This window comes from Bacillus sp. TCT6, from assembly GCF_056033845.1.
The window spans coordinates 333,892-347,582 of sequence record NZ_JBVYHX010000002.1 but is presented as its reverse complement, the minus strand read 5'-3'; the positions used below and the strand labels follow the sequence as shown (position 1 = coordinate 347,582).

Annotated in this window: 11 protein-coding genes and 1 pseudogene; 6 read left to right on the top strand and 6 right to left on the bottom strand. The window is 31.6% G+C overall.

Annotated features, from left to right (window positions below; translation table 11 throughout):
- The first annotated feature begins 365 nt into the window (after positions 1-365).
- Together AC0ONG_RS28575 and AC0ONG_RS28570 are read left to right on the top strand one after the other, a co-directional pair.
- The gene (locus tag AC0ONG_RS28575; RefSeq protein ID WP_098033636.1) at positions 366-2,018 is read left to right on the top strand and encodes a pyridoxal phosphate-dependent decarboxylase family protein; all 1,653 of its coding nucleotides are present in this window, start codon (positions 366-368) and stop codon (positions 2,016-2,018) included.
- A 98-nt stretch (positions 2,019-2,116) separates the two neighbouring features.
- Positions 2,117-2,761, top strand: a complete 645-nt coding sequence (locus AC0ONG_RS28570) for a GNAT family N-acetyltransferase (protein ID WP_098855073.1) — start codon at positions 2,117-2,119, stop codon at positions 2,759-2,761.
- Between the two features lie 392 nt (positions 2,762-3,153).
- Here AC0ONG_RS28570 and AC0ONG_RS28565 read toward each other — a convergent pair whose 3' ends face one another.
- Both AC0ONG_RS28565 and AC0ONG_RS28560 read right to left on the bottom strand, forming a co-directional pair.
- Entirely contained in the window at positions 3,154-3,945 is a 792-nt protein-coding gene (locus AC0ONG_RS28565) for an SDR family oxidoreductase (RefSeq protein WP_098033635.1), read from the bottom strand.
- The gene (locus tag AC0ONG_RS28560) at positions 3,932-4,849 is read right to left on the bottom strand and encodes an aldo/keto reductase (protein ID WP_474205090.1); all 918 of its coding nucleotides are present in this window, start codon (positions 4,847-4,849) and stop codon (positions 3,932-3,934) included. The genes AC0ONG_RS28565 and AC0ONG_RS28560 overlap by 14 nt, the downstream gene beginning before the upstream one ends.
- A gap of 471 nt (positions 4,850-5,320) precedes the next feature.
- On the opposite strand from AC0ONG_RS28560, the gene AC0ONG_RS28555 reads away from it, so the two are divergent.
- Positions 5,321-6,331: an N-acetylneuraminate synthase family protein gene (locus AC0ONG_RS28555; protein ID WP_474205088.1), complete on the top strand. Its 1,011-nt coding sequence runs from the start codon at positions 5,321-5,323 to the stop codon at positions 6,329-6,331.
- Positions 6,331-7,119, top strand: coding sequence for an SDR family oxidoreductase (locus AC0ONG_RS28550; protein WP_097815259.1), 789 nt, complete (start codon positions 6,331-6,333; stop codon positions 7,117-7,119). Before AC0ONG_RS28555 ends, AC0ONG_RS28550 begins: the two co-directional genes overlap by 1 nt.
- A 375-nt stretch (positions 7,120-7,494) precedes the next feature.
- Here AC0ONG_RS28550 and AC0ONG_RS28545 read toward each other — a convergent pair.
- Together AC0ONG_RS28545 and AC0ONG_RS28540 are read right to left on the bottom strand one after the other, a co-directional pair.
- A pseudogene (locus tag AC0ONG_RS28545) lies at positions 7,495-7,686 on the bottom strand (DDE-type integrase/transposase/recombinase); the annotation flags it as partial.
- Between the two features lie 34 nt (positions 7,687-7,720).
- Positions 7,721-9,118 (bottom strand): CDP-glycerol glycerophosphotransferase family protein, encoded by a 1,398-nt coding sequence (locus tag AC0ONG_RS28540; RefSeq protein ID WP_474205086.1) that lies wholly within the window; start codon positions 9,116-9,118, stop codon positions 7,721-7,723.
- 1,149 nt (positions 9,119-10,267) lie between these two features.
- On the opposite strand from AC0ONG_RS28540, the gene AC0ONG_RS28535 reads away from it, so the two are divergent.
- On the top strand, positions 10,268-11,629 hold the full coding sequence (locus AC0ONG_RS28535) for a YncE family protein (protein ID WP_474205084.1): 1,362 nt from the start codon (positions 10,268-10,270) through the stop codon (positions 11,627-11,629).
- A 689-nt stretch (positions 11,630-12,318) separates the two neighbouring features.
- On the opposite strand, the gene AC0ONG_RS28530 is transcribed toward AC0ONG_RS28535, so the two are convergent.
- Together AC0ONG_RS28530 and AC0ONG_RS28525 are read right to left on the bottom strand one after the other, a co-directional pair.
- Entirely contained in the window at positions 12,319-12,729 is a 411-nt protein-coding gene (locus AC0ONG_RS28530) for a hypothetical protein (protein WP_474205082.1), read from the bottom strand.
- A gap of 127 nt (positions 12,730-12,856) precedes the next feature.
- Positions 12,857-13,075: a helix-turn-helix transcriptional regulator gene (locus tag AC0ONG_RS28525; RefSeq protein WP_001105580.1), complete on the bottom strand. Its 219-nt coding sequence runs from the start codon at positions 13,073-13,075 to the stop codon at positions 12,857-12,859.
- A 145-nt stretch (positions 13,076-13,220) separates the two neighbouring features.
- Here AC0ONG_RS28525 and AC0ONG_RS28520 point away from each other — a divergent pair, with 145 nt between their 5' ends.
- Entirely contained in the window at positions 13,221-13,547 is a 327-nt protein-coding gene (locus tag AC0ONG_RS28520) for a helix-turn-helix domain-containing protein (RefSeq protein ID WP_103621902.1), read from the top strand.
- Positions 13,548-13,691: the final 144 nt, after the last annotated feature.

Below are 13,691 nucleotides of genomic sequence, written 5' to 3'. Positions count from 1 at the left end.
AATATCTACAGTTTATAAGGTAGTTGAATCCTTTTATTCAACTACCTTATAATACGTTCTACATTATATTAAAATATCTACTACACTAGTTGTATACATGCTAAGGCAACATGCAAACCGAATAAACAATTAATTCAGACATATTTTTAGAAACTTCATTATCTCACAATTACTTTTTTTAAAATAAATCAAAAAATTTTTCTTTACTTTAAATTCCATAATTCATATAATCTTCTATGGAATTACATTTTTTTCTAAATAGCTCCTCATTTCTAAGTATTCAAAAGGGCAATTACAAATTATTATACCCTTATGTTTAACCAAGTAAAATAAAAATCCAGTTTTTCACAAGGAGAAGTGACTGCATGCAAGATATTTTAAAGCTATTTCCGAGCGTTGACGGAAATGAAGAAAAACAACAACTTTTATTAGAATCTATGCAGAAAATAATCAAAAATCTTGACCAATTAAAAAATGAAGAGCGAGCTACTTTAGGTAAATGTGAGGAAAAATCAGAAGGATACTACAATAGCTTAATTCAACAAAGTCATATACCACTAGATGGCATCACTATGTCTGAGGTTATAGAAGAGCTAAACCAATTTATGAATGGTCATCCTTATCCAAATAAGTATTACTTGTCTAACGCGGTACCACTACCAAGTATACCTTCACTATTAGGTGTAATGACCATGGCCCTTCTAAATGGTAATGGTGTTTGGGATGTATATGGTCCGGGAGCAGCTGAAGCAGAAGTAAAAGTTGTATCTATGCTTTCAAAACTGATTGGTTATAATCCGCATAATAGCGGTGGCTATACAACATGGGGTGGACAAGGATGCGTGTTTTCGAGCTTGCGCTTAGCAATTTCTAAACAATTCCCATCAGCAAAAGAACATGGTGCTCCACAAAATGTATATTGCTTTGCTTCTGAAAATGCACATTATAGTTTATTAAAGTCAGCTGAAGCAACTGGCATTGGGTCAAATCACTTAATAAAAGTGAAAACTGATCCTTATACAAGTTCTATGGATATAGAAGACTTAGAGGCTAAAATGATACAAGTTATTAACAATGGCGGTATCCCCCTTTATATTCTAGCTACTATGGGATCAACAGACACATTTACTATTGATGATATAAGAAAAATTAAAGAAAGCGCTGAAGCAATACAGAAAAAATATAAATTAAAACCTATTTATATCCATGCTGATTCTGCAATGGGCGGATTCTATAGTTTCTTTAATAATTATAGTTTTGAAGAAAATTCACTCTCATTTGAACCTAATGTGAAAAATGCCTTACAATACGTACAAGATAAAATGCAATATATGTCCCTTGCAGACAGTGTATGTTTTGATTTTCATAAATTAGGACAAACACCTTATGCTTCAAGTATTTTAATCGTAAAAAATCATACTGATTTACAACTGATGGACATTGAACAAGATGATACACCTTATCTTGGTAATAGATCATATGGAAGTTATCATACAGGCTATACCTTAGAATGTTCACGAGCTGGTAGCGCTATTCCGATGTATATCAATCTTTTAGCCTTTGGTGTTGAAGGATTTCAAAAATTACTAGCAAATTATATTCGTGTAAATCTATTATTTAGAGAGAAGTTGCGCAAGGCCCTGCCTCAAGTCGCAATCACAAATGATTTTACATATGGACCAATTACAACTTTCCGTTTCTATATGAATGGAGATGGCCAAGAAAATTGGGAAAAAGAACGAATAGGCCTTGCAACAAAAGAAGAGATTGAGGATACAAACCGATTAAATATAGAACTATTTAATTACCTAGGAAAAAATCGCGATCAAGTATTTTTTGGTGATACAACTCGTTCTTGTGAAGTAGATGTAATAAACAGTTGTGATAGAAATTCGATTTCTACATTAAAATTCTTTTCTATCTCTCCATATACAACTGTTGAATGTATAGATGAGATCGTAGAATTTCTTTATGAACATATTTCGATTGCTACTAAACAGATTTATTCATATGTTTAATAACCATTTTTGTTAGCGCTTTAATAGTTAAACTTAATTAAATAAAATTATTAATCCTTTTAATTACTATTCACTATATCAGGAAAGAGGAAAAACATATGAATATAGAGCTACTTGATACACATCACGTGAAAGATGCGGCACATTTACTTGCACATTCTTTTGTGAATAATGAACCTCTTGTAAGCAGTTTACAAATTCCTTTTGCTCCTTTTCACAAAATGTGCGAAGAAATGATGAAACAAGCTGTATCTCAAGCTATGTCATTTGTAGCAATAGAAAATTTTCAAATTGTTGGAGTTCTTTTAACAAAAAAATTAACCCAGCCACTAATAGATACAGAGAAAGCGATTGAACTATGCCCGCAAATGGAACCTATTTTTCACCTTTTAGATACATTAGAGACAGAATCTATTGAGTTTTCTCATTTAGATAAAGAAAAATTGGTCTATCTAGATATGGGCGCTTGTCATCCAGATTGGATGGGAAGTGGTATAGTCACTACCCTGCTTTCACATGCCATTCAAGAAATAAGTAAAAGAGATTTTGATTTTATTGCTGCTTGTACCAATAAAATTTCTCAAAAAATCCTAAAAAAACTGTGTACGACCTATGAAATGAATGAAATAGTGTATAGTAATTTTCTTTATAAGGAAGCATACCCATTTGCTAATACAACAACTTCCTTAACAGCTCAATTACTATATATACCTCAATCTCAATTTGTCATTCAGGCTATATAATTTGGTAAACTACCCGTTTTTAAAAAGTCTTATAAGGCTGTTTAAAAGGTTCTAGTGCAAAAACTTTAGGACAAAATTTTGAACATACTAATATTACTAATCTAAAGAAGGTGCGTGATTAGTATGGAAAAGGAAAATCCTTATCCATTTCTCAATATTCGATTATATGTTTCTTGACCACTGTCTAAAGTAAATTGTGCATAGTTGACATGTTTTTTAACTAAATGTCCGGCAACTTTTTTATTCAGTAAGTATCGATTTGAAACTATTTTAACACTATATTGAATATTTCCTTCCTAGCAACGCTTCAAAATCTCCTCAGTTTATATAAAATGAGGAGATTTTTTTAGTGGAAAGCTTTCTTATTACATCCTTAACTTTCTAGCGCTGTTTTACCACGATGTCCAGCCACCGTCAATACAAATATTTTGCCCCGTTACATAACTTGAGGCATTAGATGCAAGAAAAACAATCAATCCTTGTAATTCCTGCGGATTTCCTATACGACCTAGCGCTGTTTTTTTATTTAAATTTCGAATAAATTCTTTATTTTTCTGAACTTCTATATTAGGAAATGGACCTGGAGAGATAGAATTAGCTCTAATTCCTTTTAAACCATAGTGACACGCAAGATACCTGGTAAACTGTATGATAGCAGCTTTTCCTGCTCCATAATTTGGAGGATTATTAAAGCCTGAGTCGCCGTAAATAGAAGGGTCTGGGGAAACAACACCATACATTGAAGAGATATTAATAATATTTCCTTTATTCTTCGGTAGCATATATTGTAATGCCTTTTTAGTAACTCGAAACACATTATTTATAGAACCATCAATTCCTGTTTCCCACTCCCATTCTGTCATTTCTTCAATAGTCTTTCCCGCTCCAAAGTAAGCATTATTAATAAGAATATCTATCTTATTATCTAAATTGTAAATCTCCTCAAATGTATGGTTTATTGAATTACTATCTGAAACATCTAGAGCATATCCCTGACATTTCACATTATATTTTTGATTTAACTGATCAGCCAAATTCATACATTTTTCTTTGCTTCTACTAACTATCATAACGTTTGCGCCATACTTAGCTAGCCCTTCAGAAATTGCAGAACCAAGATAACCAGATCCACCAGTAACAATTGCATTCTGGCCTTTTAAACTAAATAATTCATGTTGATTCATTACTTACCCTCCATAAGTTCGGATTAATAATTATCTCAGGTATATCCTTAAATAATTTCTTTGCAGTATTAAGAACTTTCTCTTCTAATAAAGGTGAATTACAGATTTGAATATTTTCTTTTAATTGATCTACTGTTTCACACCCAATAATAATCTTATCAATTTCTTTCAATTCTCGAACAAATAATAAAGCCAATTGCGCTCTACTTAAATTGAACTCCCGAGCTAAAAACTCAAATTCTTTTATTGGTTTTTTAGCGATTTGTAAATAATCGGGGATTTTTTCCGCATCCATTAATAGCAACCCTTGAAGATATGGACTTCTAGCATGTATTTCTATTCCTTTTGTTTTCAGCTTTTGTAGTAGTCCTGAATGAATTAGACGTTGATCAAATATATTTAAAGGGACTTGAATCATATCAAAACAATCAAATTCCAAAAAACGCTTAACTTCATCAGGTGTATAAACGGATACACCAATCTTTTTGATTACTCCCCCTAATTTCAATGTATTTAATTTTTGAATGATATATCCATTATGTGAAACCATATTTTTAGAATCATGTAACAGGCAACAGTCTATAATGTTTGTTTTCAAATTCATCATAGATTGTTTAATATATTTATCAATTAAACTATCTAAATGCTCAATACCAATATTTTCAGATTCAATCATAGGTAATTTAGTTACAACCTGAAAATTTTTTTCTATTTTTTTGCTTGAGACATATTCACCTATAATAGCTTCACTATTTCCATAAGAAGACGCTGTGTCTAACACATCAATACCGTTATTTATAGCATATTGGATGATATTTAAAGCCTCTTCCCTATCAGGCTTACCCATTATATTTCCTATTCCATAATGAAGACCCAGCTGAACAGTACCTAATGCTAATTTCATAGAGCACCTCCATAATAACCACTTAGGCTAGTTAGATATTTTCAAGAGAATGACGATATAGATATACATTGAACGCACATAATACACTAATGGAAAACTACTAATTGATATTTATCTGCTGGAAATTAAAACAAATATCCCCCCATTTATTCAATAATTATTTTGAAAAATACTTATTTCACGTTCTAAATTCTTTTATTTGTTCATACGTTATTAAAGTTGCTGAAAAATAAAAAAGCGAAAGATTTAAAATATCATAAAAAGATTCCAGATGATGTTTAAAAAAGGTAGGTATGTCTTCTCCTAAATAAACACTGCAGCTGTTATAGCATGTGATTATTTGTACTTCACGTCTGTTTAAACATTTCTCAATAAAAATCTTGCTAACAATCCCTTACAAATTCACTTAAAAATTACATTTTATACAACTACTGCAATGTTGTAGTTACCTTGAGAAAGGACAGATTGCTGATGCAGAAATTTAATATTAATAGCAAGCTAATTGGTGATGATTCATCAGTTTTTGTAATTGCCGAGGCTGGGATTAATCATGCAGGTTCATTTATTGAAGCAAAAAAAATGGTCGAGGTTGCCAACTCAAGTATGGCTGATGCCGTTACTTTTCAGCATATAGCCTATAATGACATTGATTGTAGAAAATCTTCTAAGACCAAATTAGATTGGGATAAATGGAGATTATCAGACGAACAGATTATCGAATTGTTTGATACTACACATAGCTTGGGGTTATCTACGACGGCTTGTGTTGTAGATTTTAAATCTCTTGAGTTTATTGTCAAGTCAGGTGCTGATTTTCTTAAAATAGTTAGCGGGGATATTACATGCCATCCCTTTTTGGCTGAATGTGCAAAAACTGGTTTACCTATATTTCTTTCTACTGGAAGTGCATTGTTACCTGAAATAGAAGCTGCTTTAGAAGTTATTGAAAAATCTGGTGGGAAAAATGTCGTTGTATATCAAACGAATACTAAATACCCGACTCCACCTAATGAAGTTGATCTTAGAGTAATGGAGACACTAAAAAAATTTAATTATCCAGTAGGTTTCTGTGATCACACTGCAGGAACAGCTATCTCCTTAGCAGCAGTTACGTTAGGTGCTCACGTTATAGAAAAGCACTTCAGTTTAGACGCTACAATAAAAAGACCTGACTATGAAGTTTCTATTAATCCTCATGAACTAAATCAATTTGTAACTGATATACGTAATATTAAAAAAGCAATAGGTTTGCCGATAAAGCGCCGGCATACGGATGATGCAAATTTTATATTAACTCGTAGGTCCTTGGTAGCTTGTAGTGATATGACTAAAGGTACAAAAATTCAATGGAGTGATTTAACATATAAGCGCCCTGGGACAGGTACCCAACCTTCAGAAGCTAAGAATTTTATAGGTAGAATTTTAAAATATGATGTAAGTAAAGATGATCAATTATATGAAGATATGTTGGAGGAGATTTAATGAATAAAATTGAAAGACGTACCGCATTAGTGTTAGCTAGTTCTGATGGACTTGGCTTAGCAGTTGCTAAAAGATTATACTTTGATGGACATAATATAATTATTACAAGTAGAAGTGAAAAATTAGAAAAAGCTAAAAAAGAAATTTGTGATATTGGTAGTAAAGGAGAAGTTCTAGCAATCCCATCCGACGTAACTAACATCGAAGATTTAAATAAACTTATTATGCAAGGAAAAAACCAACTGGGTAATATTGATATTTTATTCACAAATGTAGCTGGCCCTAAAGCTGGAACGATAGAGGAGTTAAAAATTGAAGATTTCTGTAAAGCACACAATGACCTGTTATTGCCCGTCATTTATTTAACTAAACAATTAATTCCTGATATGTGCTCTCGTAAATGGGGCAGGATTATTATAAATTCTTCCCTTACTGCAAAAGAGCCTTCAAAAATGCTTACTTTATCAAATATATATAGGGCTGGACTAGCTTCTCTTTCGAAAACCCTTTCTCATCAATACGCTAGTTATGGAGTTACAGTTAATACTGTTGGACCTGGTTCTTTCAAAACTGCTCGCGCATCAGAATTATTAAATGAAATGTCTAAAACACAAAAGCGAAATGTTGAAGAGATCGAATTAGAAATCACGCAAAATTTACCAATGAAGAGATATAATGAACCAATAGAATTTGGGAATGTTGTAGCTTTTTTAGCTAGTAATGCTGCAAGTGCTATTACAGGTACTTTTATTCCAATTGATGGTGGAATTTCTCATGGGATATTCTAATTAAATAGATATTTTACTATTATCCCAAAGTATTAAATGCTCAGATTGAGGTTTTTCTATATTGTAATCCCTTCTATAAACAGTCCGTTAGAACGTTAAGTGGCAGGTGGTTCACCACATATTAATACACTTTCAACTCCAAAACTAAAAGAAGAATGAACTGTATTGCCATTCTTATCAAAAAAATTAGGAAATACACTGATTTCATAATACCCAACTTCTCCCACACATCTTGGCTCACAGGAAATTTCATATTGTAGTGAAAATTCTATCCAGACGAAGTTCTAGACTGGAATATTGGTTCTGTTGCAAAATTAGCTAAAATATAAAAAGCTGTGATTTAAAAAACAAATTTTATATAGATAGCAATAATTTCTATAATTCATTGTACATCGAAAAAACGGAGTTTGGTTGATGACTCCGTTTTTTATATAGGGCATGAAGAGTTTCAGTTCCTTTTATTGTGATTGAGGCTTGAAGAGAATTTTGAAATCTTGAGGATCTAGCAAAACGACGTTTTACGTTTCTATGATCTTATTCCATACGATTATTTAGATGTTTAGCTGTAGAATTCATTGCGTTTTATAAATTTTTTTTACTTTTACATACCTCGAGATAAATCTTGTAATTTTTGAGTAACTGTTGTTTGAGGGTAATTTTTCTGTATGAAATAATCCCTTAATTGTTTAGCAGATGTTGAATAGGAAGAATCATATAAAACCTTTTCAATTGTCTGTATCATATTTTCAATAGAATGAGTTACAAGCCAGCTTAATTCATCGTAATATTTATAATCCCTCTCCTCTGACTTAGATTTATAAACGACTACTGGTTTATCCAATAACATAGCCTCTAATCCTACTGTTGAATTAGAGATAACTACAAGATCTGAATTAGAAATGACATCATAAACACTTACTTCAGTTGTAATATACTTAACATTAGGATATACCTTACTTAAATGAATATACTCGCTTACTAAATTACGACCTTTTTCCCAAGGATGAGGCTTTATAATAACTGTAATATTTTTATCTTTCATCAATTGTTTAGTTAATTCAACATAAACTTGGGTTTTAAATGGTTGCGTTGCTATAAAGATTATTTTCTTAGAGGGATCTATATTTAGTTTCTTACAAAGTACTTTTTTTTCTAAATGTTTCTTATCATAGATATCATCATATCTTGGATGTCCCAATATCTCGATTTGAGAATCAGCTCCCCCTCTTTGAAAATACCACTCTCGTTCATACTCTCCATATACAATCTGTTTTGTAGCAAAAATTGGAAAAAAAGCTTCTTCTCCCATTATGGCTCCATGCTGAAGACAATAACTTGGAATCCCCTTACTTTTAGAGATAAGAGTAAGTACTCGGTTCGTTATATCTTCTGTTGTACCAACAATCACACTCGAGATATCATGTTCTTCAAAAATAAAATATGCCATATTAATTTTTTCAATCATAATAGGAAGATCATTGAGTAGTTTTGTTTGAAAAAATTTATTAGAAAATAACGGATGTTCTTTACATGTTGAAAAAATTTTTTGAGCTTTTTCAATGAAAATATGAGAACTATCAGGAACTTTATTTGTATAATCCAGTGTGCAAATCGTAGGGAGACCATAAAGCTCGCTTTTTTTTGCTCTTGTTAATATTTTTGTATACTTAGGGTTAAAATGCGAAAAATTACCTGCTGAAAAACGAAGATAATCAGTATTAAGCAATACGACTCCATCTGGTCCTCTTTTCTTTGTCGTTTGCTCAAGCAGAGGCAACCATTTTTCAAATTCTGACTGCAATTGTTTTTCTTCTATTGGTGCAACAGACAAATATTTATAAAAATCCTTACTTTTCATCTTACTTTTAACATCTTCTTCTAAATATTGATAAAAATTACTTAATAAAGGTAAAGAAATTTTATGATGTACTAATTCAGAAAACACCTTTATATACTCTAAATTTAATAACCAATAATTTTTCAAATAGACTTCACTCAAGGTCTCACCCTCTTTTTCTTCTTAAGTCTTCTCTTAATTCCTTACATGTTCTTTATGGTTTAATAATTGTATAAATTCATTTTTTTCTTCCGCGAATAACTAAAAATATATTGAATTTAAATTAATATATTTTTCATCTAAAATCTTATCTATGGGATAAAAACCAAAAAAATGATTCAATCTCAAAAAAATAGCATACCTCATGCAATAAAATTCGGTTTCTTATCCCAGTAAGAACCCTATTTTTTGAACGATTGGCAAAATAGAAGCCCAATACATGTCGAACAATGAACCATTATATATGGATCATTGTTTGTAATCTTTTGTGCAGGTCTTTTTATAGCTTTAATTGGCTGAGATGCTTCGTTAATTAAAACTGCGAAACATTGACAATTCTAATTTAATGCGCTCCGTATCGATTTCTCTACAAACAATGGCTTGTAATAACTAGTCATAATAACTATAATTTTAGGCAGCTATTATCCCACTCCTTATCAATAAATAAAGTTCAGTTATATTATTATATAAACAAAAAGAACGAACTGTTCCGGTAATTATGATTTTCTTTTTGTATACACTAAAAGATAAAGGCGATATCTTGTTTGTCCATGAATTTTTATTATTTTCCGTAAAAATCTATTCCATAAGTAACTTCAATCACAATATGACTTGCTAACTAGAAAATCTTCTGATGTAAAAAATAAACCAGGAAACTCTAATCACTTTCTAGACTTACTCCCCCTCACTCTTAAGCGTCACACCCCTTATTATTGGTACATATGCAATTTCCGTTTCTGCCATAGTGCTGTGTCACCTTTCATGCTTTGACTTCTTTGAATTCAATAGCGCTTTATCAGCATTAACCTATCGAGATCAATTTTATATTTACCTCAACGTGTTTTACTATTATTGGATCAAATATTATCCCGATTAAAATAACCACGATATGTACAAGCATTAGAAAATAGGAAGCATAATATAGAGCATTGCCACCTATTGGCATGTCATATCAACAAGTAAATGCCTTTCAAACATGATTATTTCATAAAAAGGCATAAGTTCTAAAATTATTTTTCTTAATACGGTATGTAATCAACTTTATATACCACATGAAATAACACATAATTTTTGATAAAGGAAGTGAAGTACATGTTCCCTTGCCAAGGTACGTGCAATCAATATGTAGATTTTGAGGTTTTAATTACAGCTCCTGAAGGATATATAATTAATGATACGAATTATACCGGTGCTGTCACCTGGAATACAAACCGATTAAAATGTGCATTTGAACCATGTACGATGCAAACACCGAACCCTTGCCTTCTTCAAACTGATCTACCAGATGGTTCCTATCCAGTACACAGTGTTCGCATATATGGAGTACTTACAATGCTTGTTAGTATTTCCCCTGTTCAAAATCAATATGGACAAGGAGATGCAGCTTTTTCTAAATGGCATAAATTCTCTTTCAATCAGATTGTTTATTATACAATTGATTCGAATTGCTGCTTTGATTTTAGTAGCTTTAAACTTAAGAGTTTAACAGTTACGCCACAAGATAAAAATACATTTATCTTAAATGGCACCCTCTCTATTTTACCAGTGCCACCAAATCCTCCTATTTATGCTTTTACAGCAAATAGAGATGATAATACTCTTTCAGTAATTAATACAGCAACAAAGACTGTCCAGCATGTAATCAATCTTCCATATCAGCCAATTAAAGTTGCTGTTAATCCAAACAAAACATACACTTTAGTTTTGCACTCAAATGATAATAGTGTCTCTATGATTAAAAACGAAACTCTTACTATTACCTCTACTTTCTCAATAAACGGTCCAATTGATATTGGGTTTTCTCCGGATAATCAGTTTGCGTATATACTAAATTTTTTAACTGGTTCAATGGGCATTACTGTTATTAACCTCTTAACTCAAACCATCTCTAATACTATCTCACTAGGAGGATCTGGATTTTCAAGTATAGCCATTGATCCGAATGGACAATACGCCTACATCGTAAATTATACGACTTGGAGTATTGTAAAAGTTGATCTAAATACAGGAGAAATTGTAGTAGATCTTCCTACTTCAATGGATTATCCAAGCATCATAGAAATTAGTTTGTTTGATGGCTTAGCTTATGTTACAGAAGAACTTCCAGCGACTGGGACCCTTCTTGCAGTTATTGACTTGTCCACTTTTCAAGAGATTGGCAGAATTCTTACCGGAACGTATTACTACTCGTTCCTTGTTCTTTCACCTAATCAGCCTGTAGCTTTGCTAGGAGAAGAAACTATAGATGAAATCAATATTATTGATACAGCACAACAACTATCCACAGGAACGATTTCCATCAATGGTCCAGCAAGTGCTGCTTTTACACCTGATGGGAAATTCATCTATATTACTCAGCCAGAACAAAATACAGTAACTATTCTTAACTCCGTTGATTATACCGTAAATACAGTAGTAACAGTTGGAGCATCACCTGTAAGTGTTGCAATATAAAGTTTAATGCTTATTAACATTCAAGAAATACTGAGGATTGCACCCTCTACTTATATTAATTTCCTACTCTCCGGTATTCCATTTATACAAATAACTAGTGTCCTTCTCTCTATTTAATGACTAATCGTTTATTTTGATATGTAATAATTTATACACGGGACTCTTCTTAAATACTAAAAAACATATTATCTAATAACTCCCTAAATATTTCCTATAGTTCTTTCCATTACAATTCTCTTTAATTTTGTTTATCTATCCATTCCCTCCGTCGATTAAATCTCCCTCAAGAAATCCAATTTAAAATTCATTTTACAAGTAAACAACCGTTCCATAAGTAGATTATTTAAGGGAAAGGAGTCAGACTTACTGAATCCCTTTCTTCTCATCCTTTTTTGAAGCTCTTTTAAGTCTAATTCTATTGTATTCCAGCTAAATAACATTCCCACTAATAAATAATATGTTATATAACTATATAAAAACTCTAGCAAATCATTAAAGGAATCTCCTTTCTCCTATCGAATTATTGTAGAGGAAAGGAGAGGAATACATGGAAATTCTAGGATTAGATCCTCGCGCATTAGCGACTTTAGGTGCACTTGAATACACCAATCGTCGTAATAAATTAATCGAAGACTCGGAGAATAACATATACGAGTGTAAAGAAATAAAAGAAATACTTCAATCACTCCCTAAAGAGAAGCAGATTGAGGTTCTTGAGAATCAAGCTCACTTTGAAGCTGTGGCAAAGATGATTGAACAAAACAATTTAATTCTTTTAGAACAGATGAAAGCTCTACAGCTAATTCAGAAATAACAAACTTATGATTGATTAATTCTACATATGCTTCCATAAATAATGTATCTTTATTTATACCATCAGCCTCTGTTTTTACAGGGGCTTTTGTTATGCGTTGATTCATATTTTGAATTTGAATGGTTTCTTTCACATGTATGAATAAATCTTCTAATAAACCTGGTGTCGAGTCTAATTCCTGCTTTTCAATTTCCTCTGTTACAGCACTTATAAACCCCCATAGTACTTTTGCACCAAGTAGTTCTGCTAATCGTTTTTCACGCATTTCAAATGTTTTCATGTTCATGTAAATACCCCCCTATAATTTATATATAATGATAAAAAAATTACATTTTTATGTAAAATCACCTAAAACACTTTCTAAACTTACATTTCTAAAAAATCACTACATCATCTTAAAAATCTAAAATTGTTCAACACACTTCGTGTTGTTCTGAATCAAAAAAAATTGTTTGAACTGTAACACCATAAAAATTCGCTAATTTTATTTTTATATTATCTCGTGGGATTCTCTGTCCATTTTCATACATCTGCAATGTACTAATACTGATTCCGACTGCTTTTGCCACCTCTTCTCTAGATCTCCCATTTCTTAAATTAATTAGATTTTCAGCTACTCTTTCATAATTCATATATTCTCACCTCCAAAACCACAATTCGTGTTGTTAATTAAAATATAAAACGCACAAAATGTGTTGTCAATAGATTTCAATTATCAATTTTTAAAAGTTCTAATATATTAACACATATTGTGTTAATATATTATCAGGTGATAGAATGAAAACGTTTGGAAATATAATTCGTGATTTAAGAAAACAAAAAGGAATTACGCAAAAAGAACTGGCTCAATCCCTTCAACTTAGTGAAAGTACAATTGGTATGTATGAACGTAATGAACGTCAACCTGATTACAATACCTTGATACGTATAGCAGATTACTTTAAAGTATCTACTGATTTTCTTCTAGGGAGAGATTTTGATGTTGAAAGGAATAGAAATGATTCAGAACTAGATCAATGGTTAAATGATATAAAACTTGCTCCATCCCAAAAGCGTGAAGAATTAAAACGTTTTTGGAATTTTATAATGCAGGAAGAAAAGTAATAAATTAAACCCCCACCTTTACAGTGTGGAAGTCTTGAGTTCGAGCCCTTTCCGGGCCCATATATTACGGTAAAATGGCGTTCTATTCAAAGTTAGAGCGCTTATTTTTGTCCGATAATTTACTCATTGATTTAGCCTAAATAT

What these genes read in the sequence shown, in the direction of transcription:
- AC0ONG_RS28575 (WP_098033636.1), top strand. Translation starts at nt 366, where the DNA reads ATGCAAGATATTTTAAAGCTATTTCCGAGCGTTGACGGAAATGAAGAA.
- AC0ONG_RS28570 (WP_098855073.1), top strand. Translation starts at nt 2,117, where the DNA reads ATGAATATAGAGCTACTTGATACACATCACGTGAAAGATGCGGCACAT.
- AC0ONG_RS28565 (WP_098033635.1), bottom strand. Translation starts at nt 3,945, where the DNA reads ATGAATCAACATGAATTATTTAGTTTAAAAGGCCAGAATGCAATTGTT.
- AC0ONG_RS28560 (WP_474205090.1), bottom strand. Translation starts at nt 4,849, where the DNA reads ATGAAATTAGCATTAGGTACTGTTCAGCTGGGTCTTCATTATGGAATA.
- AC0ONG_RS28555 (WP_474205088.1), top strand. Translation starts at nt 5,321, where the DNA reads ATGCAGAAATTTAATATTAATAGCAAGCTAATTGGTGATGATTCATCA.
- AC0ONG_RS28550 (WP_097815259.1), top strand. Translation starts at nt 6,331, where the DNA reads ATGAATAAAATTGAAAGACGTACCGCATTAGTGTTAGCTAGTTCTGAT.
- AC0ONG_RS28535 (WP_474205084.1), top strand. Translation starts at nt 10,268, where the DNA reads ATGTTCCCTTGCCAAGGTACGTGCAATCAATATGTAGATTTTGAGGTT.
- AC0ONG_RS28530 (WP_474205082.1), bottom strand. Translation starts at nt 12,729, where the DNA reads ATGAACATGAAAACATTTGAAATGCGTGAAAAACGATTAGCAGAACTA.
- AC0ONG_RS28525 (WP_001105580.1), bottom strand. Translation starts at nt 13,075, where the DNA reads ATGAATTATGAAAGAGTAGCTGAAAATCTAATTAATTTAAGAAATGGG.
- AC0ONG_RS28520 (WP_103621902.1), top strand. Translation starts at nt 13,221, where the DNA reads ATGAAAACGTTTGGAAATATAATTCGTGATTTAAGAAAACAAAAAGGA.